This is a genomic window from Modicisalibacter radicis, from assembly GCF_900961225.1.
Lineage (GTDB): Bacteria > Pseudomonadota > Gammaproteobacteria > Pseudomonadales > Halomonadaceae > Modicisalibacter.
The window spans coordinates 32,100-55,814 of record NZ_CAAHFN010000058.1 but is presented as its reverse complement, the minus strand read 5'-3'; the positions used below and the strand labels follow the sequence as shown (position 1 = coordinate 55,814).

The window sequence follows — 23,715 nt, the reverse complement described above, 5'->3', positions numbered from 1 at the left end:
AAATGGACCTAGCGTGAGGTTTCCTGCTCCAGGCGGGACTCACGGCGAATCAGCATCAGATTGCGGACATAGATGAAAAGCCCCGCCCCCTGGCCGACGATGAACACCGGGTCTTTGCGATACAGCGCATAGGCGAGCAGCGTGGCACCGCCGCCGAGGCTGAAAAGCCAGAAGGCCTTGGGGATGATGCTGCGCTTGGCGCGTTCGCTGGCGATCCACTGGACCAGGAAGCGTGCCGAAAACAGTGCCTGGCCGAGCAAGCCGATGACGACCCATACCCATTCCGCGTTCATCGAGTGCAGCCCTCCGCTGGCGTGATGGGGTGGGGGGCGTCATCGACAGCGGCCTCGACGAGCCCCGACCGATCGCGAAGGCCCTCGAGCGGTGCTGGCAGCCGGGAGCGCTTGCGCAGCCACATCACTCCGGCCATGTCGACGAGCCCCGCCCACAGCCGGTTGTTGAGCCCATAATGCGATCGGCCGGCGCCGCGAGAGCGGTGATTGACCGGTACAGAGACACAGCGACCACCCTGCATCTGGATCAACGCCGGCAGGAAGCGGTGCATGTGATCGAAATAGGGCAGGGCAAGGAAAGCGTGACGCTGGATGATCTTGATGCCGCAGCCGGTATCGGGCGTCGCGTCATTTAGCAGCGTCGCGCGTATGTCGTTGGCGATGCGCGATGACAGGCGCCTGAGCCAGTCGTCGCGCCGCTTGGTGCGCTGCCCGGTGACCAGCGTGACATCGCCGCGCCGGGCGCGCTCGAAGAGCCTCGGCAGGTCGGCGGGGTCGTTCTGACCGTCGCCGTCGAGTGTCGCCAGCCAATCTCCCCGCGCCGCGTGGGCGGCTTGCCAGATCGCAGTGCTTTGCCCGGCGCTTTCGGCATGGCGAAAGGGGCGCAGTCGAGCGTCGCTCTCGGCGCGTCGGCACAGCAGCTCCCAGCTACCATCACTCGAGGCGTCATCGACTACCAGAATCTCGTAGTCGGTATCCGGCAGCGCGGCGCTGATTTCATCAAGCAAGGTGGCCAGATTACCGGCCTCGTCCTTGGCGGGTATCAGAATGGAAAGCAGCGGTGCTGTCACGATGGAATCCTGTGTCCCTATTTCAAGCTGCCAGTCTGGCGGACATTCCTTACGCTATCCTTACCTGAGACAACGCTAGCGACAGTGACTGAAAATATCGAACTCGGGCCGATAAACCTGCGTCATAAGCCCCAGTACGCTATGAAAGAGGTTGGCAGACACACGGGGCTGCCCGTCGGGTGTGAGCGACTCGCCCGGCAGAAAACCGGGCTTTGATCAGCTAGCCGCTTCACGCGATATCGTCGACGGCCGGCCCTCGCTTCTTGCCCGTCCACATGGCACGAATCAGATTTTCGCGATGCATCCAACTGGAAACCAGGACTCCGGCGACATGCAGGCCGATCAGGAATAGCAGCGAATTGGCAAGCAGTTCATGAGTTTCTTCGACCCATTCTATGCCCCAGAATGCATCGGTCGTGTACATCCAGCCGGTCAGAGCAGTCCCCGACAACGCCCCCAGCAGGATGACGATCATGGCCCCGCCGGCTGGATTGTGGCCGAGGTAGCGTGGCTCATCTCGCTTCATCATCTGCGAGAGGTATCGAGCGATCATCCTCGGAGAACGCACGAACTGGCCAAACCGTGCATAGCGCGGCCCCATGAGCCCCCACACCAACCTCATGGCGACTAGCGCCGCAACAACATAGCCCGCCCATTCATGTCGTTGCTGGCCATCGTCGCCGGTCAGCCAGGCAATCGTGAAGGCGATTACCAGGCTCCAGTGAAAAAGTCTTACCAGCGGGTCCCAGATCCGGACTGGCGCAGTGTGGTCTGTTTGCATGATCTACTCGTCCTTGCCGACCGGCTCCAGCGACTGGGGATTGAAATAGACTTCCTGGCGTTTTCCCTCGGCATCGGTGGCATAGACTTCGTAACAGCCATCGTCCAGCTTGATGCGCTTGATGGCCCAGCCCTGCTCGACGAGCTTCGCTTCCAGCTTGGATTGAGGCTGCCACTGATCTTGCGGGACCTGACAGCGATCCTCGGCCAGTGCCCGGCTCTGAACGATCATCCCGGCGATGGGCAGGATGGCGATTGCAAGCAGCTTGGTTCTCATGGTCGATCTCCTGATGGGTGTGCCACGGTCGGTGACACATCCAAACTAGCTCTGCAATCTGAAGGGGGTCTTAAGGGGCTGCCAGGTCAAGGCGATGTCTTTTTTCCTGCCGTCGATCCCACCGCAACGATCAAGAATGCATCTCCTGCTTCCCGGCAATACCGGACGCTGGAGGACCCGTAAGCGTTCGTTAAGTTTGGCGGGCCACAGTGTCGGTGAACCTCGTGGAGACGTTCCGATGCAGGATTTCATATACCCACTTTCTAAGACTCGATGGCACGAGGCCTGTCAAGGCGAAGAGCGAGACCAACTGGAGCAATTGATACGAAGGCGCTTCGCAGAGGAGCACGGTGCCACTATCAATTCCTTCTTGCCGCGTCTTTTCGGCCTCTGGCAAGGCAAGCGCCCGTTCGCCGCGCTGGGAATTCGCGTCGGGCATACGGGACCTCTCTTTCAGGAACATTATTTGAATGAAAGCGTGGAATGTTTCCTCGGTTCGCGGAGCGGAAAGGCACCCGCTCGCCAGGAAATCGCCGAGATAGGCAATCTGGTCACGCTTCGTCCTGGACTACAGAGATACATGTTTCTGCAGCTGGTGGAGCAAATGACCCATGAGGGCGTTGCCTGGCTGATCTTCACCGCCACCCCCGAAGTCGCCAATGGCATACATCGCCTGGGGCTGACACTCGAGCGAGTGATGCCCGCCGATCCCGTCCGGCTGGGCCCCGAAAAGACCGACCACTGGGGCAACTACTACGACCGTCATCCCTGGGTAATGGTCGGCGATCTTAAACGCGCCTATCGAGAATTGTCGGAACGCGGTCTGCTTCCCAGCAAGTCAATCAACATCAGGGGGACCCACTGTGCCCAGCACGTCTAGGGATTTTTACGACCGTTTGTCACGCCATGCTCGGGAAATCCCGCATAGCATCGCCTTGCATGACGGCTCTCGGCGTCTTCGTTATGGCGAGCTGATTGCCGAGTTGGACGCGCGCCGCAGCCGCCTCGCCAGGCTCGATGCCCGACGAGTCGCGCTGGCACTGGACAATGGCGTGGACTGGGCTCTCTGGGATCTGGCCCTGTTGCTGGACGAGAGAGTCGCCGTCCCTGTACCGGGATTCTTCAGCGCTTCACAATGCCGGCACCTGATCAAACAGGCCGGTCTGGACGCATGGATAGGTTCCGGCGGCGAAACGCTCGGCTTCGCCACCAGTGACGATCCGGCCATCGCCACTCGCCCGGTGGACGCACCGCCGTATCTACATGCCGGTACCACTCTTATCACCTTTACTTCTGGCACCAGCGCGGCCCCGAAGGGCGTCTGTCTTGATACTGCCGCCCCCCTGACGGTGGCGGCGAGCCTGGCCGAGGTGGTAGGCCCCCTGGGAATCCAGCGCCATCTGGCGATGCTCCCGCTGGCCACATTGCTGGAAAACATTGGAGGCCTCTATGTACCACTGTGGCTGGGAGCCACCAGCTGTGTGCCCGGCATGGCGACTGTCGGCATGCAGGGTGCCAGCGGCTTCGCTCCCGGCGCGGCGCTGGCTGCCATCGACGCCTTTCGCCCACACAGCCTGATTCTTGTTCCTCAACTGCTCCAGGCACTGGTGGAAGCCCGCCCCCGGGCGCCGGAGAACTTGCGTTTCATCGCCGTGGGAGGAGCCTGCGTGACCGATACCCTGCTGGCCCGGGCCCATGATGGTGGCTGGCCGGTCTATCAGGGCTACGGACTTTCGGAGTGCGCCTCGGTGGTTTGTCTCAACCGCCCCGGCGAGATGGCCCGTGGCGTGGGACGCCCGCTAGCCCATGCCCAGGTGCAGGTTGGCAGCTCTGGGGAGGTTACGGTCCACGGCGCCACCATGCTCGGCTATCTGGGCGAACCGGCTGCCGGCAATGGGCACGCGAGCGGCGATCTGGGGCATTGGCAGGGTGACGCTCTGGTGCTGGACGGCCGTCGGCGCGAGGTGTTCATCACTGCCTATGGCCGTAACGTCGATCCCCAGTGGGTCGAGGGCGAACTCTGTACCCGGCCGGCCATCGCCCAGGCGCTGGTTTACGGTGAGGCATTGCCACGCAATCGCGCGCTGATCGTGCCCGCCGGGGCTGACATCGACGACGCCCGGCTGGCCGAGGCCATCGACGCCGTCAATGTCACCTTGCCCGACTACGCACGCGTCCATGACTGGTGCCGCTGTGCCCCCTTCACGCTGAATAATCACCAGCGGACGGCCAACGGCCGCCTGCGCCGTGACGCCATATTCGCCGTATACGGCGACTGGCTCAATGCTCACAGCGATACGGTTTCCCAAGGAGAAATATGCCCATGACTGGCTACCAACGTCTGCAGGAGGCCACGCGCGAGGAGCGTGACTGGCTCCTGGCCACACCGCTGCTGACCCGTGCTCTGGCCGGCGAGGTGAGTCAGGCCGAGTACCTGGCTTTCCTCGGCCAGGCTTATCATCACGTTCGTTTCACAGTGCCGCTGATGATGGCCTGTGGGGCTCGTTTGCCGGACCGGTTGGATTGGCTACGCGCTGCCCTGGTGGAATACATCGAGGAAGAGCACGGCCATGAACACTGGATACTCGATGACATACGCACCGCCGGTGGCGATGCCGAGGTCGCTGCCAGCGCCACACCGGACCCCGCCACTCAGCTCATGGTTTCCTATGTGCGGGACAGTATTCATCACGGTAATCCGGTGGCCTTTTTCGGCATGGTCCAGGTTCTGGAAGGAACCAGCACCGCACTGGCCACCCAGGCCGCGGAGCGATTGCAAACGAGCCTGGCCTTACCCGACCGTGCCGTGCGCTACCTGACATCCCATGGCAGTCTGGACATCGGTCACCTCGCCTTCTTCGAGGGGTTGGTCAACCGTCTGGAAGGCGAGGACCTTCAGGTGGTGATCGATTGCGCACGGATGGTCTACCGTCTTTACGGTGCCATGTTTCGCGGGGTCGAGGCCGGAGTCAAAGGCGGCAGTGCTATTCGGGGGCTGTCCGATGCGCTGGTCTAGGGAGTGTCTGCCCGAGGGGGGCTGGGGCGCTCAGCGGATCCTGATCACCGGCGCCAGCGGCGGCATCGGTCAAGCGCTGGTGCAAGAGTTCGCTGTCGCCGGGGCCCGCATCCTGATATCAGGCCGTCGAACCGAACCACTCGAAGCCCTTGTCGAGTGCTATCCGGGCCAGGTAACGGCGCTGGCTGCCGACCTGACACGGGCTGACGAGCGAGCTCGGCTAGCAGCGGCGAGCCGGGAGGCTGGCAGCAACATGCTGATCAATGCGGCCGGGGTAAATCGAATGGGGCTATTCGAGACCTGCAGCGCCGAGGACATACAGCATTTGCTCACTCTCAACCTCACCGCCACTCTGCAGCTCACCCGCGATCTGCTGCCACAGTTACTGGCGGCCCGGCATGGTTGGGTGATCAATCTGGGCTCGACCTTCGGCACCCTGGGTTATCCCGGCCAGGCCTGCTATTGCGCGTCCAAGTTCGCCTTGCGCGGCTTCACCCAGGCGTTGCGTCGGGAACTGGCCAACACCCGGGTGCGCGTGCTTCTCGTCTCCCCACGGGCTACCCGTACCCGCATGAACGCCCCTGATGTGGAAGCCCTGAATCGCGAATTGGGTAACACCATGGACACCCCTGCCCAAGTTGCCAGCGCGGTGCGTCGTGCCATCGAGCGGGGTCGTGAAGAGACCCAGCTAGGCGCCCCCGAGCGGTTGTATACGCGCTTGAACGCCATGATGCCGAGCCTGGTAGATCGTGCCCTGGCCCGTCAGTGGCCAGTTATTCGACGCTTTATCGACAAGCCGGAGAATGCATCATGAAACGCTGCATGACCGCCGCGGTACTGTTCGCCGGCCTGGCCTGGCTATACGCTCTGCCATTGATGGCCATGGATGAGACCACTGCCGCCTCCCTCGCTCATATACAAACCCGCTGGGCCGAAATCCACTACGAGTTACCCGAAGGGCAACAAGCGGATGCCTTCGCATCGCTGGCCACCGAGGTTGATGAACTGCTCGTCGACCATCCGGACGCCGCTGAACTACAGGCGTGGGCCGGTATCGTGCGGTCTACCCAAGCCGGGGCCAGCGGTGGTCTAAGGGCGCTCGATCTGGTCAAGCAAGCCCGCCGTCATCTGGAGAGCGCCCTGGAGCTGGATCCCATGGCGTTGAACGGCTCTGCCTATACCAGCCTCGGTGCGCTCTATTACCAAGTACCGGGGTGGCCGCTGAGCTTCGGTGATGACGACAAGGCCGAGCGTTACCTGAAACAAGCGCTCGCCATCAACTCCGACGGGCTCGACACGCTTTACTTCTGGGCAGACTATCTCCATGAGCAGGGGCGCGATAGCGAATCGCTCCAGGCCTTGGAAAAGGCCCTGCGGGCCCCGTCACGTCCGGGGCGTGAACTGGCCGATGCGGGGCGCCGCGAGGAAGTTCGGCGGCTGATGGCTCGACTGAAGAGGTGAGCAGGCTTCTCATGCGGATGCTGGTGTCAGGTGCCCAGAATCTGGCGTCCGGCATAGGTATCGGGGACCTGGAAAGCAGATTGGCTGAGCGATGGCGCTCTGGTGCCGGCCGCACTCAAGGAGGAGACTCCTTCGACGCAGTGATCACCCATCTCGGCTGAGCCGGTGATCGAGCCGCACTGAACGTTGAGTCGCTCGGAGTCGAATCGTGCAGCAGTTTCTTAAGGGCTTCTTAAGAAAGCCAGTGGATAGTGGTGGCTGATGGCGGGTACAACAATGGGGTCGGCATGCGTGTATTACTGATAGAAGATGACCCGCTGCTGGGTGATGGCATCAAGACCGCCCTGCAACGCGAGGGGTACGCGGTCGACTGGCTGGAAAGCGGCCGCGATGCGCTAGCCGCGATACGCTACGACACCTTCTCGGTGGTGGTGCTGGATCTGGGACTGCCCGACATCGATGGCATGCAGGTATTGAAGGAACTTCGCCGCCACAGTGCTCTGCCGGTTCTGATTCTGACCGCGCGCGACGATATCGAGGCGCGCATCGCCGGGCTCGATGGCGGTGCCGACGACTACGTGCTCAAGCCGTTCGATCTGCAGGAATTGTTGGCGCGCCTGCGCGTGGTGATGCGGCGTGCCGAGGGGCGAGCCTCGCAGATGATCGAGGTCGGCCCACTGCAGATCGACGAAGCAAACCACACCGTGACCTGGCGCTCTCAGGTTGTGCCCTTGGCGCGACGCGAATATGCGCTGCTGCTCGAACTCGCTCGTCACCCGGGAAAGGTCATGACCCGTCCGCATCTCGAGAGCCTGCTCTACGGTTGGAACGAGGAGGTGGCCTCCAATGCCGTCGAGGTGCACATTCATCACCTGCGCAAGAAGCTCGACAAGCAACTGATCGCCACGGTGCGCGGCATCGGCTATCGCCTTGCACCGGACCATCAATGATCTCTATCAGGCGCTATCTCACCCGCACGCTGGCGCTGGTGCTGGCCGGCGCCACGGCCTTGATCGTGACTGCCGCCTATCTGATCACCGAGCACGAGATGGAGGAGATCCTCGATGCTCAGTTGAGTCTGCAAAGCCGCTTGATCGCCGCCCGGATCAGCGTCGATGCTCCCCCTGCGGCCTACCGAGCGATCGCCGCATGGCTCAATCAGCCCGGGCACCTGGCGCGACGTTATATCGATGGACGTCCCGAGCCGCCCGACGATCCTGGGGCTGCGGAGCGCTATCATCATGAAGAGCGCATGCTGGCAGTGGGCTTCTGGAACGCCGATGGATCGCCGCGTCTGTTGGGGGCAGGATGGAACGATCACGGTTCCTTCCCCCCACCCGAGGCCGAGGGGTATCGCTGGGTCGACTATGGCGGCGACCGCTGGCGAGTGTTCTCGCTGTTCGATGCGCGCAGCGAGACCTGGATCCGCACCGGCATACAGGAGGAGTTCATCGATGAGCTTGGCCGCAAGGTCACGCTGGGCAATCTGATTCCGATGTTGATCGCGCTGCCGCTGCTGCTGCTGGCCACGGCTTGGACCATCAAACGCGGACTCGAGCCCATCGGCAGCCTGTCGCGCCAGGTTGCCGGGCGTAATGAATGGCAGTTGCGCTTCATCGATGCCGATGTGCCACGCGAGCTGGCTGGCCTTCAGGCTTCGATCAACGATTTCATCGCCCGCCTGCGCGAGACCCTGGAACGCGAGCGGCGCTTCACAGCCGATGCGGCCCACGAACTGCGCACTCCCCTGGCTGGGCTCAAGATCCATATCGACAACGCCCGTGCCGGCGAAAGCACGTCTTTGGACAAGGCTTATACCGGTGTGGCGCGCCTGCAGCGGGTGGTCGAGCAGCTACTGGTGCTGGCCCGCCTGGACCAGGGAGCTGCACGGCAGGAAAAGGACATCGACATCTACCCGCTGGTACTGGAACTGGTCGCCGAGCTCTGGCCCTGGGCGCAGGCGCGTGGCCAGACACTTGAAGTTACAGGGTTGACGACGCTGCGGGTCCGTGCCGATCCGGTCGAGATGGGTATCCTGGTGCGCAACCTGCTCGACAACGCGCTGCGCTACACGCCCGACGGTGGACGAGTGACGCTCGAGCTGGCGAGCGTCGCGAACGAGGCGCTGCTGGTGGTACGCGATACCGGCCCCGGGGTCCCGGAAGCCATGCTCACGCGAGTCACCGAGCGCTTTCGACGCGCCGCGGACCAGCGCACTACCGGCAGCGGCCTGGGCCTGGCGATCGTGCTCGAGCTGGCAAAGCGCCAGCAAGCGCGGCTGACGCTGGCCAATCGCGATCCGCGCGGGCTCGAAGTGACCCTGGCATGGCCGGCCGCGGCCGGTTCCCGACCCGCTTGACAGGGCGGCGGGTGCTTCCTAGCTTGAAGTAACGCCCCGCAGGTCTCTAATCGTTAATTCAACTTTTTGAATTAAAAGGAGTTATCTTCCGCTGCGTGTCGGGTCGCAAGCACCCGGCAACAGAAGACGCGGGCCTGCAGACACGGAGTCCCAAGTGACAAGGAGTCACCATGAAAGCATTGACCTGGCACGGTACCCACGATGTCCGCGTCGACAATGTCGACGATCCCAGGATCCAGGAACCGCGCGACGCGATCATCAAGATAACCGCCACCGCGATCTGCGGTTCCGACCTGCACCTTTACAATGGGCTGATGGCCGGCATGCAGGAAGGCGATGTGCTCGGCCACGAGTTCATGGGCGAGGTCGTTGAGACCGGCTCGGCGGTGCACAACCTGAAGAAGGGCGATCGTGTGGTGGTGCCGTTCACCATCGCCTGCGGCAGCTGCTTCTTCTGCAACAAGCATCTCTACTCGCTATGCGACGAGTCCAACCCCAACGCCGACATGGCCGCCGGCGCCATGGGCCACTCGCCTTCCGCGCTGTTCGGCTATTCGCACATGCTCGGCGGCATCCCCGGCGGCCAGGCTGAATACGTGCGCGTGCCCTACGCGGACGTCGGTCCGATCAAGGTCGAGTCCGACCTGCGTGACGACCAGTTGCTGTTCCTGTCGGACATCTATCCGACGGGCTATCAGGCGGTCGATAACTGCGACATGGAAGCCGGTGATACCGTGGCCATCTGGGGCTGCGGTCCGGTCGGCCAGTTCGCCATTCGCAGCGCCTGGATGCGTGGCGCGGGCCGGGTGATCGCCATCGACCGGGTGCCGGAGCGACTCAAGCTCGCCAACGAACAGGGCGGTGCCGAGGTCATCGATTTCGAGCAGGACGACGTCTACAGCAAGCTGCTCGAGATGACCGGCGGGCGCGGCCCGGACTGCGGCATCGACTGCGTCGGCGCCGAGGCCCACGGGCAGGGCGATCCCGAAGCCGAGCGCCGCAGTGCGGATTCAAGCGAAGCGAATCATCCCGACGCCTTCAATGAGATGACCCTGTCGGTGCGCAAGGGCGGCCGGCTTTCGCTGCCCGGGGTATATACCGACAAGGTCGACGGTGTGGCGTTGAACGCGCTGATGAACAAGTCGCTGTCGGTCAAGAGTGGCCAGACCCACATGCAGCAGTATCTGAAACCGCTGCTGAGAACGGTGGAGCAGGGGCTGATCGACCCGTCGTTCATCATCACTCATCGCTACCCGCTGGCCCAGGCGCCCGACGCCTACGCCAACTTCAACGCCAAGCAGGATGGCTGCATCAAGGTGGTGATGACGCCGTAACGCACGTCATATGGCGACGCTCGACTGACTGCTTCGCAAGGGCGCTGTAAACCCATCCCCGGGCGCTACCTTTGCCCTCCATGGCAAAGGACCCTTGCTTCGCTGCCGCCGGCGTCCGAGATTGCCGGGTGCCGGGAAGTGCGTTCCAAACAGCCTCGCCGCATGTGGCGAGGCGTGTCGCGTTTTCTTGATGAGCCGCGACTCAGTGCGGCAGGCGATCCAGCGGCGCCTGGCGGAAGTAGCGCGCGAGCAGCGCGTAGAGCTCCGGGTAGGCGGCGTCGAGGTGGTCGGGGGCGCTGAAGAAAGTCTCGCAGCACACCGCGAAGCATTCACCGGGATGCGTCGCGGCATAGTCGTCGATCGGCGTGGGCTCGCCGCGTTCGAGGTGCGCCTGCAGATCGTCCCAGACCGCGCTGAAGACGCGGTGCCACTCCCGGGAGGCGATATCCCGCGGCAGCGGCGGAAAGCCGTCGACATCCTGGGAGTTGCCCATGTCGAGCTTGTGCGCGAACTCGTGGATCACCACGTTGAAACCGGTCCAGTCGCCACTCTCCGCCAGGTCGGCGAGCGACACCACGATCGGCCCCTGATACCAGGTCTCGCCGACCCGTTCGTCCTCGTACTCGTGGACCACGCCGGCGTCATCCATCTCTTCCACATGGCGGCGGAAGGCATCGGGGACCACCACGACCTGGTGGACGTTGGCGAACGCCTCGCGGGCCTCCCTGTCGTCCCAGCCCAGCGTCAGCAGGCAGGCCTGGGCGGCCAGCGCCAGGCGCGCGGGCAGGTCGAAGGCGTCGTCGTCGGGCAGCGTCAGGCGCTTGCGGTGCAGAAACGCCCAGGCGCGCTGGCCGAGCCGTTCGGTCTCGGCGGCGTCGAGCGTCGCGAGCAGCGGCAAGCGCCGGCGGGCCTCCTGCCATTCACTCTCGGGGAAGGGCCGGCGTGCGCCGCCCAGGCGCTTGAGCTCATTCCACAGGCTCATGGCGTGTCTCGCTAGGGTGTGTCGCGGGTCAGTTGCCATCGTCCTGTCTGCTGCCCGACTTCCATGACCAGTCGCGCAGACGCAGGTCGTAGAGATCCTGGCGGCGATCCTTGAGGTTGGTCACCGAGCCCTCGCTGCGCACCACCTTGAGCCGGGTCAGGTCGAGATCCGAGAACATCACCATCTCGGTGTTGGGGGTGGTCTCGGAGAGCACCGCGTCGTGGGGGAAGGCGAAGTCCGACGGCGAGAATACCGACGACTGGGCGTACTGGATGTCGAGGTTCTCGATCGACGGCACGTTGCCGACGCTGCCGCACAACACCACGTAGCATTCGTTCTCGATGGCGCGCGCCTGCGAGCAGTGGCGCACCCGCAGGTAGCTGTTCTTGGTATCGGTCCAGAACGGCACGAACAGGATGTCCATGTCCTGGTCGGCGAGCAGCCGAGGCAGTTCCGGGAACTCCACGTCGTAGCAGATCAGGATGCCCACGCGGCCGGCGTCGGTGTCGAACACGCGCAGTTCGTCGCCGCCTTCCACCACCCAGTCGCGGCGCTCCTGGGGGGTGATGTGCAGCTTGGCCTGGCGATCGATCTCGCCGTCGCGGTGGCACAGGTAAGAGACGTTGTAGAGCTTGTCGTCGTCGCCGATCTCGACCATCGAGCCGGCGACGATGTTGATGTTGAACGACACTGCCATGCGCGAGATCTCGTTCTTGAAGCGTTCGGTAAAACCGGCCAGGAAGCGGATCGCCTCGATCTGGTTGGACTGGTCGGTGAGCCCCATCAGCGGCGTGTTGAACAGCTCCGGCAGCACCGCGAAGTCGCTCTGGTAGTCGGCCACCGCGTCGACGAAGTACTCGACCTGCTGGAGCACCGATTCCACCGAGGCGAACTCGCGCATCTGCCACTGCACGGCGCCGACGCGCACCTGGGTCTTGCGCGTCTCGAGCACCCGTTCGGCGGGCTCGAAGAGAATGTTGTTCCACTCCAGCAGCGTCGCGTAGCCCTGGGATTTCTCGTCCTCGGGCAGGTACTTGCGCAGCAGCCGCTTGACCTGGAAGTCGTTGGCCAGCTGGAACGACAGGATCGGGTCGTGGATCTCCTTGCGGGCGACCTTCTCCAGGTACTCGGTGGGCGACATCTCGGCGGCGTACTGATGATAATTGGGGATCCGCCCGCCGGCGAGAATCGAGCGCAGGTTGATCGAGCGGCACAGCTCCTTGCGCGCCTCGTAGAGGCGCCGGCCCAGGCGGTGGCCGCGATAGGCCGGGTCGATCAGCACGTCGAGGCCATACAGCGCATCGCCGTTGGGGTCGTTGAGGATCACCTCGCGATGGCCGATCAGGTCGTCGTACTTGTGCGGGTTGGAGAACTCGTCGTAATCGACCAGTGCGGTCAGCGCCACGCCGACGATGCGGCCGTCGTCCTCGATGAGGATCTGGCCGTCGGGAAACTCGTCGATCAGCTTGTCGATGGTGTGTTTCGGCCAGGCCCCGCCGATGTCGTCGTAGACGGCATCCATCAGCGTCTTGAGCTGCGGATAGTCGTCGGGGGCCAGGTTGCGCAGGTTGAGGTGCAGATCGTCGAGCGACATGTAGGCGTCCTGCGTTGCGAATACGGAAGTGGCGCTAGTGTATCACGCAGGGTGCGTGGCTCATGAGGCAACGGTTTGGCAGTGGTACGTTCCTTCCTGCCAAAAAAGCCCTGCGCGTGGCAGGGCTTGTCAGGTAACGAGTGAACTATCGGTGCCCTGCTATGAGGGCTGGAAGTTCTGCCGCGTGTCTACGTTGCCTTGTGCTTCGGTCTTGGGCCGGGTTCTCCAGATGGCGATGTTGGCATAGCCATAGACGATCGAGATCGCAATCACCAGCATGTGATACCAGAGGAAGGGTAGGTAAGCCATGGTCGACACGCCGAGAGTCGTGGCCATGAACACACCGCCGTCGGTCCAGGGCACCATTGGGGTAGTGATGGTGCCGCCAGCTTCGACATTGCGTGAGAGTACTCGCCGGTCCACGCCTTGGTCGTCATAGTTCTTTTCGGCGATGGTGCTGGCGGTAATCAGCGAAACATAGGCCGCGCCGCCGAAGATGATGACCGGAATAGCCGGGTAGCGACGGGTCAGCAGCCCGATCACCGATGAGTTCGTGTTGTGGTGCAGGGCATCAGTCGCTACCACGATCGAAGGGACGCCTTGCGGACTGGCGGGAGTCTCGGCGATAGCTACCTGCGAACGACGCGGTAGATGATCAGGAGCACGATGGCACCGAGCACCGCGATTACGAAGCTGCCGATATTGAAGCCGGAGACATCGCCGAAGCCCAGTGCGGTCCCTATCCAGCCGCCAACGACGGCACCGAGGACACCGAGGATGATAGTAACAATGAAGCCACCCGGGTCTTTACCCGGCATGATCAGCTTGGCAATAGCACCGGCGATCAGGCCGAAGATGATCCACGCAATAATTCCCATCGCGTCTATCCTTGTTTGATGCATGGTCTGGGCATGCCTTCCTAACATGCCCTCTGGAAGCTAGTCGTATCTGGCGGGAACGACAAGCGCCAATTGGCGGCACCACCTCCGACTCCTGAACGCTTACTCGGTATGGCTAGCGCAACGGTCAGCGTGCGGCCGTGGGCTAGCGCCGACGCGTGCTAGTTGTGGCTTGCCCAGGCCCAGCAGGTAACACCGTGCTACTTCGACCTCCTTGTTACTGGCAAACGCCTGGCGGATTGCTCGAAGTGCTTGAGCGGTTGTCAGCGGGATGACAGCGCTATGGTCTGCCAAGCAGGTTGCCGAGCCACCGAGTTACGGCCTGTACCTTGGCGTCCGGCCGGCGTGACGAGGCGACGATGCGGTAGCTCCCTTCCCCCGGCGCGGAAGTACCGAAGGGGGCGACCAGCTGTCCGCTCAGAAGGGCGTCGTTGACCAGCGGCGTGCGGCCAATGGTTACCCCCATGCCTCTGAGAGCCGCATTCATGACCATCTCCGAAGTGTCCAGCCGCATCTCTCGTGTGGCGGGAGCGAGTCTATGATCAGCGGCAATCGCCCAGCGCTGCCAGTCGTCGGCGTGTGCGTCGTTCAGCAGTCGGCGCTGCTTTAGTACCTGCTCCGCGCCATCCCGCGCCAGTTCGGGCGTACAGATCGGGAAGGCGTATTCGGGAAAGGAGAGAGGATCATCCTCCGCGGCCGGGCAGCGCTCGTAGCGCAGCGCCAGGTCGACTCCCATGGCATCGAGATCCAGCAGGCGGGTAGTGGTGACCAACTGCAGTATGAGACCCGGGTTGTCGCTCTCCAGCCTTGCGACGAAAGGGATCAGACCCAGCGAGGCGACCACCGGGCCCACGGTCAGGGTAACGCTGGTGTCCTGCGATGTACCGAACAGGCGGTCGGTCAGGCCAGCAATCTCGGCAAGGGGTGCGGCGAGCTGATCGGCATAGCGCTGCCCTGCCAGCGTCAGTCGAATACCACGGCCGTGACGCTCTACTAGTGGCGCGCCTAGATGGTCCTCGAGTTTTCGCAACTGATGGCTGACGGCAGAGTCGGTCACGTTGAGCCGCCGAGCCGCAGCGCGGACGCCGCCGGTACGCGCGACGGCAAGAAAGGTTTCGAGGGCGGCGAAGGGAGGCAGGGCGGATCTCATGATGGACTCGAATGGTTGAGGAGAATCGAACGATATGACCCGGGATCGTCACACGACAGCGCGCCATGCATGGCTTTAGCGTTGTAATAATAGCAACACTTGAGAAAAAGGCCGGCAAAATGACAGCTCTTCGGGACGATCGACAGGCACCCTCAACGCGATGGCGTATCACCATGGTGCTGATGCCGTTTACCTTCGCTTATCTAGTCTCCGAGCTGGTGCGTAACGTCAACGGCGTTCTCGCCCCCTACCTGCGTCACGACTTTGCACTGACGGCTTTCGAACTTGGCCTCCTGACGGCTGCCTTTCTGGCGGCGTTGGCCGGATCGCAGCTGATCGTCGGCGTACTACTCGACCGCTACGGTCCGAAGCGAGTCGTGGTCGCGACGATGGGGGTTGCCGTGATCGCCAGTGGCTGGTTCGCCGTGGCCGATGGCCTGCTACAGCTCGTGCTGGCCCGTTTTTTGATGGGGATCGGTCTCTGTGCCTGCTGGACCGGCGCCTACAAGGCGAATGCACTCTGGTGGTCCGCCTGCCGCCTGCCGCTCATCAATGCCGTGACAATCAGCCTGGCCAGTCTCGGTTCGCTGATCGCCACCTGGCCGACCGAGGCGGCGCTATCAGTGGCCTCCTGGCGGTGGCTCTTTGCCGCTCTCGCCATCGTGATTGCGATGCTTGCGGTCTTCATGCTGCTGGCCGTCCCCCGGCATCCGCAGGAGGCGCGTGAGGGAGAAACCGCCTGGCGCGATCAGATCGACGGGCTGCTCGGCGTGGTGCGAGGTCGGGCTTTCAGGATAGTGGCGCCGCTCTCCTTTATCGCCCAGGGCGTCTGGATCGCCTATCAGGGGCTATGGGCCGGCGAATGGCTACGCCAGGTCGCGGGCCGGTCGGACACGAAAGCGGCAGCGGTGCTGACCGGGCTGGCGCTGTCGATCATCGTCGGCCAGCTGTGCTTCGGCATTGTCGCCGATCGGCTCGCGCAGCGTGACCGATCTCTTTTTCGGCTGACGACGGTACTCTGCGCTGCCTTTATTGCGACTCAGGTTTTCCTGCTGGTGTATCCACAGGGGTGCTACGGCATGGTCTGGGCAGCCTGGGGCGCGCTGACAGCGGGGCCGATTCTGGGCTATGCGCTGCTGACGCGTCTGGTATCGCCTGCCGTCTCGGGTAGCGCGATCGCACTGCTGAATTTCTGTGGAGTCGTCTGCGGGGCCCTGTTCCAGGGCGGGATCGGGTTGATCGTCGACCTGATGGGCGAGACGGCACCAGCTACCGCACACCGGCTTTCCCTGTTCGGCCTGGTGGTGCTGCAGCTAGCGGCGCTGAGTTGGATGGTGTGGGCCGGACGGACGCTGATCGGCAACGACGCGTCGGTGAAGACCGTCACCGCAACGACCGAAAGCTGACACGGTTGATGGTCGTTGTGCCACCGAATTCGGGCTCAATGAACCTTTGGCGACTCAGTGCCGACGATCCTCGATCACCCGTCGGCCACGGATGCAGTCCTGCTCGTGCGGTTCGTCGACCCACGGCTCGGCGATGCCCGCGGCAATCCATCGGGCGACGGCCGGGTGCTCCAGCAGGCGCTGGGCGTAGGCCATCGCCGGTACGCCCAGCTCGAGCCCGTAACCACGCACACGCACCGCAACGGGGGCGAAGAAGGCGTCCACGGCGCCGAACGCGGCTCCCGCCAGCCAGGGGCCGCCGAAGCGTTCGAGCCCCTCCTGCCAGAGGGCATCGAGTCGTGCGATGTCGCGCGACAGCGCCGCGCCGGGGGTGCCGAGCTCGATGCGCAGCGCGCAGTTCATCGAGCATTCGTCGCGCAGTGCGGCAAAGCCGGCGTGCATTTCCGCGCAGGCCGAACGCGCCCAGGCGCGCGCATCCGTGTCGACGGGCCATGCCTGGGGCGCCTGCTCGGCCAGGTACTCGACGATCGCCAGCGACTCCCAGATCACCCGTTCGTCATGATGCAGGCAGGGCACCTTGGCGGTGGGCGAGAAGCCCTCGAAGTCGCGTTGCCGTCCTGAGCCCTCGAACGGCGTCAGCACCTCCTCGAAGGGGATGGCGAGTGCCTCCATCAACACCCAGGGGCGCATCGACCAGGACGAGTAGTTCTTGTTGGCAATGAACAGACGATAGGGCATCGCGGGAATCTCCGGTGTGGGCGGGGGCGGCCCGCCCCAGTGGCGCCGAGGCGACGCCTTCAGGGGGTTTCGAGAAAGGTCAGGGCATGGCCGTGGGAGAGCGCGGCGGCGTGACGATGGTAGGCGCCGCGTGCCCAGCAGTTGAAGCCGTGATCGGCGCCGTCGTAGACGTGGATCTCGACATCGTCGCGCCGGGCGAAGGTGTCGCGCACCTGGTCGATGTGCTCGTCGGTGATGTGGCCGTCGTTGCCGGCGAAGTGGAACTGGGTCGGGACCTCGAGCGCGTCGGCCTTGTCGAGATGCTTGGCGATGCCGCCGGGGTAGAAGCACACGGCCTTGTCGACGCCGGATTCGATGCCGGCCAGATAGGCGAGAATGCCGCCCATGCAGTAGCCCAGCGAGGCCACCTCGCCTTCGCACTCGGGGCGCTGGCGCAGCGCCTGGGTGGTGCTGGCCAGGTCCTTGACGGCGACCGTGAAGTCGATCTCGCCCACCAGCTTGAAGGCCTTGTCCATGTCGTCGCCTTCATAGGTCAGCTCGATACCCGGCTCCTGACGCCAGAACACGTCCGGGGCGAGCACCACGTAGCCGTCCAGCGCGTACTGCTCGGCGACGCTGCGGATGTGTCGATTGACGCCGAAGATCTCCTGAATCAGCACGATGCCCGGGCCCTTGCCGGCCGGCGGCAGGGCCAGGTAGCCCTTGAAGGTCTGGCCGTCGTGGCTGGCGATGTCGATCCACTGGGTGGTGACGGGTGATTGCGACATGGTTCCTCCGTGATGGTCGGCGAGCCGCCGCCGCAAGCCTGAAAGGCAGGCCGGGCAGCGGCCCGCGATAATGTTCGTCCGCTAATCGTAGGCGCGGCGAAGGGCTGGCACAATCGCCTGGATCCGGAATTTCATCCGTTGCTGGCGACGTTGCGCCGCAGTGGCTGGGTCAGCGTCTGGGCCATGACCACTCCGCACAGCGTCAGGGCGCCGCCCAGCAGATGCCAGTACGCCAGGCGCTCGCCGAGCAGGGCCATGGCGATGAGCGCGCTGAACAGCGGCATCAGATTGAGAAAGATGCTCGCCTTGCTGGCGCCGATCTGGCGGATCGCGCGCATCCACAGGAAGGTGGTGACGATCGAGGCGGGAATGCCGGCATAGATGATCAGCCAGACGTTGCCGCCGTCCACCGGCGTCATCGGCCCCAGCAGGTAACTCGGCAACAGCAGCAGGGTGGCGAAGCAGGCCTGGACGTAGAGCATCACCCAGGGCGGCAGTGCCATCGGCCAGCGCTTGAGCATCACGCCGTAGAGGGCATAGCAGGTCGCGGCGGCCACCATCAGCGTATCCCCCGGCGACACCTCGAGTGCCAGCAGCGACAGCGGGTCGCCGTGGCCCAGCAGGACCGCCACGCCAAGCAGGGCTACGAGGCCACCGAGCACGCCGCCCAGGGTGGGCGCCTCGCCCAGGATCAGCGCGCTGAGCAGAACCGTCAGCAGCGGTACCGTGGCCGCGAGGATGCCCATGTTGGTGGCCGAGGTGGTCTCGGCGGCGACGTAGGCGAGCCCCTGCCACATGGCCATGCCCAGCAGGCCGAGGAAGGCCAGCTTGGGCCACTCGCGCTTCAGCGCCTGACGATGGCGCCACACCGCCGGCAGCACGAAGGGCGAAAGCACGCCCAGCGCCAGCACCCAGCGTAGAAAGGCGATGCTGCTCGGCGCGATGGCGCCCACCGTGAGCTGGTTGATGGTCATGTTGCCCGACCAGATCAGCACGGCGGCGAGTGGCGGCAGGATGAGCAGCAGGGGCATGGCGGCCTCGGGGCGAATACGAGCCGATACTATGCCGCAAGCGTCGAGCGGAAGAAACGTGGCGTTCGTTCAGGGTCGCTCAGCGCAGTTGGCTGTCCTTGCTGCCGCGGCGGTTATAGCCGCTGAATGCCGACTGGCGCTTGTCGCGTTCGCCCTGGCAGGCGATGCACAGGCGCACCCCAGGCACCGCCTCGCGGCGCGCCTGGGGGATCGGCGCGTCGCACTCCTCGCAGTGGGTCAGGCTCTCGCCGCGCGGCAACTGGCTGCGCGAGCGTTGCACGGCATCCTCGATCGTGCTGTCGATCTGGTCCTGCACGGCGCCATCCCTCGACCATCCGCCGGCCATCTCATCTCCTCGGCTCGGACGAGCCCCGATTGATCGGACATCCGATCAGTATAGGAGCCCGGCCGGGCCTGGCGCCAGCGCATCCCGCCGTGGCGATCAGCCGATAGCCGCGACACCGGCCTTGGCGACCTGCGCGTCCTGGTCGGGCTTGACGCCGGAAACGCCGACACTGGCGATCACCTGGCCGTCGACGATCACCGGCACGCCGCCGGTAAGCAGCGCCTGAAGCGGCGCGGTGACGAAGGCGGTACGGCCATTGTTGATCATCTCCTCGAAGACCTGGGTCTCCTTGCGGCCGATGGCGGCGTTGCGGGCCTTTTCACCGGCCACGCCGGCCGAGAAAGGGGCGGCGCCATCGAGCCGGCGCAGGCCGAGCAGATGGCCGCCGTCGTCGGCGACGGCGATGGTCACCGCCCAGTCGTTGGCCTCGGCCTCCTGCTGGGCGGCATCGAGGATGGCGTTGACGTCGCTCAAGTTGAGCACGGCCTTGGTCTGCATGACTTCTCCTTGGTTAGTAGTTAGCTACGAGCTACGAGCCGCTCGCTGCCCGTTGCTCGTAGCTGATTCCAGTGCCTCATCGACGATCTCGATCCAGTGCCTGACCGGGGTGCGGCCGGCCCCGGCGAGGTGAGTCTGGCAACCGATGTTGGCGGTGACGATCAATTCCGGCTCGCCGGCCTCGAGCGCGTCGAGCTTATCATCCCGCAAGTGGTTGGCGAGCTCGGGTTGGGTCACCGAGTAGGTACCCGCCGAGCCACAGCACAGATGGGCGTCGCGCACCGGGGTAAGCGCATAGCCGAGCCGGGTGAGCACACCCTCCACCAGGCCATTGAGCCGCTGGGCGTGCTGCAGGGTGCAGGGGCAGTGGAAGGCCAGCCGCCGGGCGTCGCCGACCGCGAGGGGGGTGAGGTCCTCGTCGCGCAGGATCTCGCCGAGATCCTTGGCCAGTTCGCTGACCCGCGCGGCCTTCTCGGCGTAGTCCGGGTCGTCGGCGAGCATCTCGGCGTACTCCTTGACGAAGGCGCCGCAGCCGCTGGCGGTCTGGACGATGGCTTCCACCCCGGTCCCGTCCGCCTGCTCGATATGCGGCCACCAGGCGTCGATATTGGCGCGCATGCGCTCGCGCCCGGCCTGCTGGGCATTGAGGTGGTAATCGATGGCGCCGCAGCAGCCTGCCTGGGGCGCCGGCGTCAGGCCGATGCCCAGCCGGTCCAGCATCCGCGCGGTGGCGGCATTGGTATTGGGCGACAGGCCGGGTTGGACGCAGCCCTCGAGAATCAGCATCTGGCGTTGATGAGCCTCGGGGGCGGGCCTCACTCCGGGGTCGGCTGGCCTGGCCGGCAGCTTGTCGCGCAGCGAGCCGGGGACCAGCGGGCGAAAGGTTTGCCCCAGCGCGAGCAGCGCCTTGAAGCGTCCTGGCTCGACCAGCGCCTTGCGCAGGCCAAGACGCAGCGCACGCTCCTGCGGTCTGCGACCGACGCGCCTATCGACTTCGGCGCGGCCGATGTCGAGCAGCTTGTGGTACTCGACCCCCGAGGGACAGGTGGTCTCGCAGTTACGACAGGTCAGGCAGCGGTCCAGATGCAACTGGGTCTCGCGGGTGACCCGATCGTCGTCGTCGCGGCTTTCCAGCAGCTCCTTCATCAGATAGATGCGTCCGCGCGGGCCGTCGCGCTCGTCGCCGAGCAACTGATAGGTGGGGCAGGTGGCGTTGCAGAAGCCGCAGTGCACGCACGAGCGCAGCACGCGATCGGCCTCGCGCAGATGCGGCTTCTCGAGGTCGGCGTCGGTGAAGTGGGTCTGCATGTCAGAGAGCCTCGTAGAGCCGGCCGGGATTGAAGATGCCGTACGGGTCGAGTTGCTGCTTGAGCCGCTGATGATACTTGGCGAGCACCGGTGACAGCGGCGCGAAGGGCTCGTCGGGGTGCGCGCCGTGCTGCCCCCGGAAGCAGCTGGCGTGGCCGCCGGCGCGGGCCGCGGCCGCGTGGATGGTCGCGGCGGGGGCGTCGCTGCGCAGCCAGCGCTGGGCTCCGGCCCAGTCGTACAGGACGTCGCCGTCGAGCGCCAATGGTGGAATGTTGTTGGGTAGCGACAGGCGCCACAGCGGGCGCGGGTCGTCGTCGGTGAACAGTGCCAGGCGCTGTTCGCGAAGCGCTGCCCAGTAGTCGGCTTCGAGCGTATCGCCGCCGAGCTGCCCGGCGGTCTGCGCGACCGAACCGGCGCCGCCCTCCAGACGCAGGTGGAGCGCACCGTCATGGTAGCTCGCGGCGCTGATCGGCCAGGGCTTGCGGCCCCACTCGGCGAGGCGCTCCAGCGCGCTCTCGAGTGGCATCGCCAGGCGCAGGCCGCGCGTGGCGGCGGGCTTGGGCAATACCTTGAACGACACCTCGCTGAGCACGCCCAGGCAGCCCTGGGCGCCTATCATCAGTCGCGACAGATCGTAGCCGGCGACGTTCTTCATCACTTCGCCGCCGAAGCGCAGTTGCGTGCCATCGTGGCCGATCAGGCGGATACCGAGCACGAAGTCGCGCACCGCACCGGCCCAGGGGCGGCGCGGCCCGGAAAGCCCGGCGGCGGCCATGCCGCCGACCGTGGCGGTCTCGCCGAAGTGTGGCGGCTCGCAGGCCAGTCGCTGGCCCTCGGCGTCGAGCGCCGCTTCGAGTGTGCTCAGCCGGGTCCCGGCGCGCACCGAGACGACCAGCTCGACCGGGTCGTAGTGGACGATGCCGCGATGCGCAGAGGTGGATAGCGTCTCGCCGACGCCGGAAATGTCGACTCGGCGACCATAGAACGCCTTGGTGTCGCCGCCGACGATGCGTAGCGGCGTTCTGTCCGCATGCGCGCGGCGGACGCGTTCGGCGAGCGCCTCGCTGGCATCCTGGTCCGCCGGCCGGTTCGCCTCGGCGTGGGTCGGGTGGCGGTCCTGCTCGTGGCGGTTCGCGTCGTGTGAATCCTGGCTCATCATCGCTCCTCAGAAGCGCGGCAGCTCGGGGTGCGGCAATTCCCCGTTGTGCACGTGCATGGCGCCGAATTCGGCGCAACGGGCCAGCGTCGGCACGTTCTTGCCCGGGTTGAGCAGGCGCGACTCGTCGAAGGCGGCCTTGACGGCGTGAAAGACGCTCAGCTCGTCGGGGCGGAACTGGCTGCACATCTGATTGATCTTCTCGCGACCCACGCCGTGCTCGCCGGTGATGCTGCCGCCGGCCTCGACGCACAGCTCGAGGATCCTGCCGCCGACGGTCTCGGCGAGTTCCAGCTCGCCGGGCTGGTTGGCGTCGAACAGGATCAGCGGGTGCATGTTGCCGTCGCCGGCGTGAAAGACGTTGGCCACCGCCAGGCCATATTGTTCCGATAGGTCGGCTATCCCCTTGAGCACTCTCGGCAGTTCGCGGCGCGGGATGGTGCCGTCCATGCAGTAGTAGTCCGGCGACATGCGCCCGACCGCGGGGAAGGCGGCCTTGCGGCCGGCCCAGAAGCGCGCGCGCTCGGCGTCGTCGCGGGCCTGGTCGATGGCCGTCGCGCCGGCGGCCTCGAGCACCCTGCGTACCGCCTGGCAGTCGTCGTCGACATCGCTCTCCACGCCGTCGAGTTCGCAGAGCAGAATCGCCTCGGCCCCGACCGGATAGCCGGCCCTGACGAAGTCCTCGGCGGCGCGGATGGCTAGCTTGTCCATCATCTCCAGGCCGCCGGGGACGATCCCCGCGGCGATGATGTCGCCGACCGCCTTGCCGGCCTTGCCCACGTCGTCGAAGCTGGCCATCAGCACCTTGGCGCACTGCGGCTGGGGCAACAGCTTGACGGTGATCTCGGTGATCACCCCGAGCATGCCCTCGGAGCCGTTGAACAGCGCCAGCAGATCGAAGCCGGGGGCGTCGAAGGCGTCCGCGCCCAGGGTCATGCGCTCGCCCTCGATGGTGATCACATCGAGGCGCAGCACGTTGTGCACGGTCAGGCCGTACTTGAGGCAGTGCACGCCGCCGGCGTTCTCGGCGACGTTGCCGCCGATCGAACAGGCGATCTGCGATGACGGGTCGGGCGCGTAGTACAGCCCATGCGGCGCGGCGGCCTCGGAGATCGCCAGGTTGCGCACCCCCGGCTGGACGCGTGCGGTGCGCGCCTGGGGGTCGACATCGAGAATCCGGGCGAAGCGCGACATCACCAGCAACACGCCCTTCTCGAGCGGCAGCGCGCCGCCCGACAGGCCGGTGCCGGCGCCCCGCGTGACCACCGGTACGCCGAGGGCGTGACAGCGGCGCATCAGGATCTCGACCTGCTCCAGGGTGTGCGGCATGGCGACCAGCATGGGCAGCACGCGATACACCGAGAGGCCATCGCACTCGAACGGACGCAGGTCCTCCGCGCGATGCAGCAGGGTCATGTCGGGGAGCGCCTGCTGCAGGTCGGCGAGCACGCTGCCCTTGTCGGGCGTCGCCAGCGCCCCGTCGAGCCGCTCGTCGTAGAGAATGTTCATGGCGCGCTCCCGCTGTCCGG

At 65.0% G+C, this 23,715-nt stretch carries 26 protein-coding genes; 9 read left to right on the top strand and 17 right to left on the bottom strand.

Annotated elements, in window-relative coordinates; genetic code table 11:
- Window positions 1-8 precede the first annotated feature (8 nt).
- From HR9077_RS09020 to HR9077_RS09005, 4 genes are all read right to left on the bottom strand, one after another.
- Window positions 9-293: a lipid-A-disaccharide synthase N-terminal domain-containing protein gene (locus tag HR9077_RS09020; RefSeq protein ID WP_136066674.1), complete on the bottom strand. Its 285-nt coding sequence runs from the start codon at window positions 291-293 to the stop codon at window positions 9-11.
- Window positions 290-1,084, bottom strand: coding sequence for a glycosyltransferase (locus HR9077_RS09015; RefSeq protein ID WP_136066673.1), 795 nt, complete (start codon window positions 1,082-1,084; stop codon window positions 290-292). The genes HR9077_RS09020 and HR9077_RS09015 overlap by 4 nt, the downstream gene beginning before the upstream one ends.
- A gap of 229 nt (window positions 1,085-1,313) precedes the next feature.
- Entirely contained in the window at window positions 1,314-1,865 is a 552-nt protein-coding gene (locus tag HR9077_RS09010; RefSeq protein ID WP_136066672.1) for a cytochrome b/b6 domain-containing protein, read from the bottom strand.
- 3 nt (window positions 1,866-1,868) lie between these two features.
- Window positions 1,869-2,141 carry a PepSY domain-containing protein gene (locus HR9077_RS09005; RefSeq protein ID WP_136066671.1) on the bottom strand — a complete coding sequence of 91 codons (273 nt, stop codon included), beginning with the start codon at window positions 2,139-2,141 and terminating at the stop codon, window positions 1,869-1,871.
- A gap of 238 nt (window positions 2,142-2,379) precedes the next feature.
- Here HR9077_RS09005 and HR9077_RS09000 point away from each other — a divergent pair, with 238 nt between their 5' ends.
- From HR9077_RS09000 to HR9077_RS08965, 8 genes are all read left to right on the top strand, one after another.
- Complete coding sequence (locus HR9077_RS09000) at window positions 2,380-3,021, top strand: thermostable hemolysin (protein WP_168380921.1); 642 nt, start codon at window positions 2,380-2,382, stop codon at window positions 3,019-3,021.
- Window positions 3,005-4,468, top strand: coding sequence for an AMP-binding protein (locus tag HR9077_RS08995; protein WP_136066669.1), 1,464 nt, complete (start codon window positions 3,005-3,007; stop codon window positions 4,466-4,468). The genes HR9077_RS09000 and HR9077_RS08995 overlap by 17 nt, the downstream gene beginning before the upstream one ends.
- A complete protein-coding gene (locus HR9077_RS08990) occupies window positions 4,465-5,157 on the top strand; it encodes a TenA family transcriptional regulator (protein ID WP_136066668.1) in 693 nt (230 codons plus the stop codon). Before HR9077_RS08995 ends, HR9077_RS08990 begins: the two co-directional genes overlap by 4 nt.
- Window positions 5,144-5,971, top strand: a complete 828-nt coding sequence (locus tag HR9077_RS08985; protein WP_136066667.1) for an SDR family oxidoreductase — start codon at window positions 5,144-5,146, stop codon at window positions 5,969-5,971. The genes HR9077_RS08990 and HR9077_RS08985 overlap by 14 nt, the downstream gene beginning before the upstream one ends.
- Window positions 5,968-6,618: a tetratricopeptide repeat protein gene (locus HR9077_RS08980; protein ID WP_210725897.1), complete on the top strand. Its 651-nt coding sequence runs from the start codon at window positions 5,968-5,970 to the stop codon at window positions 6,616-6,618. The genes HR9077_RS08985 and HR9077_RS08980 overlap by 4 nt, the downstream gene beginning before the upstream one ends.
- A 287-nt stretch (window positions 6,619-6,905) precedes the next feature.
- Complete coding sequence (locus HR9077_RS08975; RefSeq protein WP_136066666.1) at window positions 6,906-7,568, top strand: response regulator; 663 nt, start codon at window positions 6,906-6,908, stop codon at window positions 7,566-7,568.
- Window positions 7,565-8,977 carry an ATP-binding protein gene (locus HR9077_RS08970; RefSeq protein ID WP_136066665.1) on the top strand — a complete coding sequence of 471 codons (1,413 nt, stop codon included), beginning with the start codon at window positions 7,565-7,567 and terminating at the stop codon, window positions 8,975-8,977. The genes HR9077_RS08975 and HR9077_RS08970 overlap by 4 nt, the downstream gene beginning before the upstream one ends.
- Before the next feature lie 170 nt (window positions 8,978-9,147).
- A complete protein-coding gene (locus tag HR9077_RS08965; RefSeq protein WP_136066664.1) occupies window positions 9,148-10,311 on the top strand; it encodes a zinc-dependent alcohol dehydrogenase in 1,164 nt (387 codons plus the stop codon).
- A gap of 202 nt (window positions 10,312-10,513) precedes the next feature.
- Here HR9077_RS08965 and HR9077_RS08960 read toward each other — a convergent pair whose 3' ends face one another.
- From HR9077_RS08960 to HR9077_RS08940, 5 genes are all read right to left on the bottom strand, one after another.
- Complete coding sequence (locus HR9077_RS08960; RefSeq protein WP_136066663.1) at window positions 10,514-11,293, bottom strand: M90 family metallopeptidase; 780 nt, start codon at window positions 11,291-11,293, stop codon at window positions 10,514-10,516.
- Window positions 11,294-11,321: 28 nt separating this feature from the next.
- On the bottom strand, window positions 11,322-12,887 hold the full coding sequence (locus tag HR9077_RS08955) for a bifunctional GNAT family N-acetyltransferase/carbon-nitrogen hydrolase family protein (protein ID WP_136066662.1): 1,566 nt from the start codon (window positions 12,885-12,887) through the stop codon (window positions 11,322-11,324).
- 159 nt (window positions 12,888-13,046) lie between these two features.
- Window positions 13,047-13,430, bottom strand: a complete 384-nt coding sequence (locus HR9077_RS08950; protein ID WP_244613122.1) for a Na+/H+ antiporter NhaC family protein — start codon at window positions 13,428-13,430, stop codon at window positions 13,047-13,049.
- An 86-nt stretch (window positions 13,431-13,516) separates the two neighbouring features.
- Window positions 13,517-13,765, bottom strand: a complete 249-nt coding sequence (locus HR9077_RS08945) for a GlsB/YeaQ/YmgE family stress response membrane protein (protein ID WP_136066661.1) — start codon at window positions 13,763-13,765, stop codon at window positions 13,517-13,519.
- A gap of 301 nt (window positions 13,766-14,066) precedes the next feature.
- On the bottom strand, window positions 14,067-14,936 hold the full coding sequence (locus HR9077_RS08940) for a LysR family transcriptional regulator (RefSeq protein ID WP_136066660.1): 870 nt from the start codon (window positions 14,934-14,936) through the stop codon (window positions 14,067-14,069).
- A gap of 65 nt (window positions 14,937-15,001) precedes the next feature.
- On the opposite strand from HR9077_RS08940, the gene HR9077_RS08935 reads away from it, so the two are divergent.
- Window positions 15,002-16,342: an MFS transporter gene (locus HR9077_RS08935; RefSeq protein ID WP_136066659.1), complete on the top strand. Its 1,341-nt coding sequence runs from the start codon at window positions 15,002-15,004 to the stop codon at window positions 16,340-16,342.
- A gap of 54 nt (window positions 16,343-16,396) precedes the next feature.
- Here the strand turns inward: HR9077_RS08935 and HR9077_RS08930 are convergent, their stop codons facing one another.
- From HR9077_RS08930 to glcD, 8 genes are all read right to left on the bottom strand, one after another.
- A complete protein-coding gene (locus HR9077_RS08930; RefSeq protein WP_136066658.1) occupies window positions 16,397-17,080 on the bottom strand; it encodes a glutathione S-transferase family protein in 684 nt (227 codons plus the stop codon).
- Between the two features lie 59 nt (window positions 17,081-17,139).
- The gene (locus HR9077_RS08925) at window positions 17,140-17,847 is read right to left on the bottom strand and encodes a dienelactone hydrolase family protein (RefSeq protein WP_136066657.1); all 708 of its coding nucleotides are present in this window, start codon (window positions 17,845-17,847) and stop codon (window positions 17,140-17,142) included.
- Window positions 17,848-17,978: 131 nt separating this feature from the next.
- Entirely contained in the window at window positions 17,979-18,878 is a 900-nt protein-coding gene (locus tag HR9077_RS08920) for a DMT family transporter (RefSeq protein WP_136066656.1), read from the bottom strand.
- 79 nt (window positions 18,879-18,957) lie between these two features.
- Entirely contained in the window at window positions 18,958-19,224 is a 267-nt protein-coding gene (locus HR9077_RS08915) for a DksA/TraR family C4-type zinc finger protein (protein WP_136066655.1), read from the bottom strand.
- A gap of 96 nt (window positions 19,225-19,320) precedes the next feature.
- Window positions 19,321-19,722, bottom strand: a complete 402-nt coding sequence (locus HR9077_RS08910) for a heme-binding protein (RefSeq protein WP_136066654.1) — start codon at window positions 19,720-19,722, stop codon at window positions 19,321-19,323.
- A 24-nt stretch (window positions 19,723-19,746) separates the two neighbouring features.
- On the bottom strand, window positions 19,747-21,030 hold the full coding sequence (gene glcF / locus HR9077_RS08905; RefSeq protein WP_136066653.1) for a glycolate oxidase subunit GlcF: 1,284 nt from the start codon (window positions 21,028-21,030) through the stop codon (window positions 19,747-19,749).
- Between the two features lies 1 nt (window position 21,031).
- Window positions 21,032-22,186, bottom strand: a complete 1,155-nt coding sequence (gene glcE / locus HR9077_RS08900) for a glycolate oxidase subunit GlcE (RefSeq protein WP_136066652.1) — start codon at window positions 22,184-22,186, stop codon at window positions 21,032-21,034.
- Between the two features lie 9 nt (window positions 22,187-22,195).
- Window positions 22,196-23,695, bottom strand: coding sequence for a glycolate oxidase subunit GlcD (gene glcD, locus HR9077_RS08895; protein WP_136066651.1), 1,500 nt, complete (start codon window positions 23,693-23,695; stop codon window positions 22,196-22,198).
- Window positions 23,696-23,715: the final 20 nt, after the last annotated feature.

What these genes read in the sequence shown, in the direction of transcription:
- HR9077_RS09020 (WP_136066674.1), bottom strand. Translation starts at nt 293, where the DNA reads ATGAACGCGGAATGGGTATGGGTCGTCATCGGCTTGCTCGGCCAGGCA.
- HR9077_RS09010 (WP_136066672.1), bottom strand. Translation starts at nt 1,865, where the DNA reads ATGCAAACAGACCACACTGCGCCAGTCCGGATCTGGGACCCGCTGGTA.
- HR9077_RS09005 (WP_136066671.1), bottom strand. Translation starts at nt 2,141, where the DNA reads ATGAGAACCAAGCTGCTTGCAATCGCCATCCTGCCCATCGCCGGGATG.
- HR9077_RS09000 (WP_168380921.1), top strand. Translation starts at nt 2,380, where the DNA reads ATGCAGGATTTCATATACCCACTTTCTAAGACTCGATGGCACGAGGCC.
- HR9077_RS08990 (WP_136066668.1), top strand. Translation starts at nt 4,465, where the DNA reads ATGACTGGCTACCAACGTCTGCAGGAGGCCACGCGCGAGGAGCGTGAC.
- HR9077_RS08985 (WP_136066667.1), top strand. Translation starts at nt 5,144, where the DNA reads ATGCGCTGGTCTAGGGAGTGTCTGCCCGAGGGGGGCTGGGGCGCTCAG.
- HR9077_RS08980 (WP_210725897.1), top strand. Translation starts at nt 5,968, where the DNA reads ATGAAACGCTGCATGACCGCCGCGGTACTGTTCGCCGGCCTGGCCTGG.
- HR9077_RS08975 (WP_136066666.1), top strand. Translation starts at nt 6,906, where the DNA reads ATGCGTGTATTACTGATAGAAGATGACCCGCTGCTGGGTGATGGCATC.
- HR9077_RS08970 (WP_136066665.1), top strand. Translation starts at nt 7,565, where the DNA reads ATGATCTCTATCAGGCGCTATCTCACCCGCACGCTGGCGCTGGTGCTG.
- HR9077_RS08965 (WP_136066664.1), top strand. Translation starts at nt 9,148, where the DNA reads ATGAAAGCATTGACCTGGCACGGTACCCACGATGTCCGCGTCGACAAT.
- HR9077_RS08960 (WP_136066663.1), bottom strand. Translation starts at nt 11,293, where the DNA reads ATGAGCCTGTGGAATGAGCTCAAGCGCCTGGGCGGCGCACGCCGGCCC.
- HR9077_RS08955 (WP_136066662.1), bottom strand. Translation starts at nt 12,887, where the DNA reads ATGTCGCTCGACGATCTGCACCTCAACCTGCGCAACCTGGCCCCCGAC.
- HR9077_RS08945 (WP_136066661.1), bottom strand. Translation starts at nt 13,765, where the DNA reads ATGGGAATTATTGCGTGGATCATCTTCGGCCTGATCGCCGGTGCTATT.
- HR9077_RS08940 (WP_136066660.1), bottom strand. Translation starts at nt 14,936, where the DNA reads ATGAGATCCGCCCTGCCTCCCTTCGCCGCCCTCGAAACCTTTCTTGCC.
- HR9077_RS08935 (WP_136066659.1), top strand. Translation starts at nt 15,002, where the DNA reads ATGCATGGCTTTAGCGTTGTAATAATAGCAACACTTGAGAAAAAGGCC.
- HR9077_RS08930 (WP_136066658.1), bottom strand. Translation starts at nt 17,080, where the DNA reads ATGCCCTATCGTCTGTTCATTGCCAACAAGAACTACTCGTCCTGGTCG.
- HR9077_RS08925 (WP_136066657.1), bottom strand. Translation starts at nt 17,847, where the DNA reads ATGTCGCAATCACCCGTCACCACCCAGTGGATCGACATCGCCAGCCAC.
- HR9077_RS08920 (WP_136066656.1), bottom strand. Translation starts at nt 18,878, where the DNA reads ATGCCCCTGCTGCTCATCCTGCCGCCACTCGCCGCCGTGCTGATCTGG.
- HR9077_RS08915 (WP_136066655.1), bottom strand. Translation starts at nt 19,224, where the DNA reads ATGGCCGGCGGATGGTCGAGGGATGGCGCCGTGCAGGACCAGATCGAC.
- HR9077_RS08910 (WP_136066654.1), bottom strand. Translation starts at nt 19,722, where the DNA reads ATGCAGACCAAGGCCGTGCTCAACTTGAGCGACGTCAACGCCATCCTC.
- glcF (WP_136066653.1), bottom strand. Translation starts at nt 21,030, where the DNA reads ATGCAGACCCACTTCACCGACGCCGACCTCGAGAAGCCGCATCTGCGC.
- glcE (WP_136066652.1), bottom strand. Translation starts at nt 22,186, where the DNA reads ATGAGCCAGGATTCACACGACGCGAACCGCCACGAGCAGGACCGCCAC.
- glcD (WP_136066651.1), bottom strand. Translation starts at nt 23,695, where the DNA reads ATGAACATTCTCTACGACGAGCGGCTCGACGGGGCGCTGGCGACGCCC.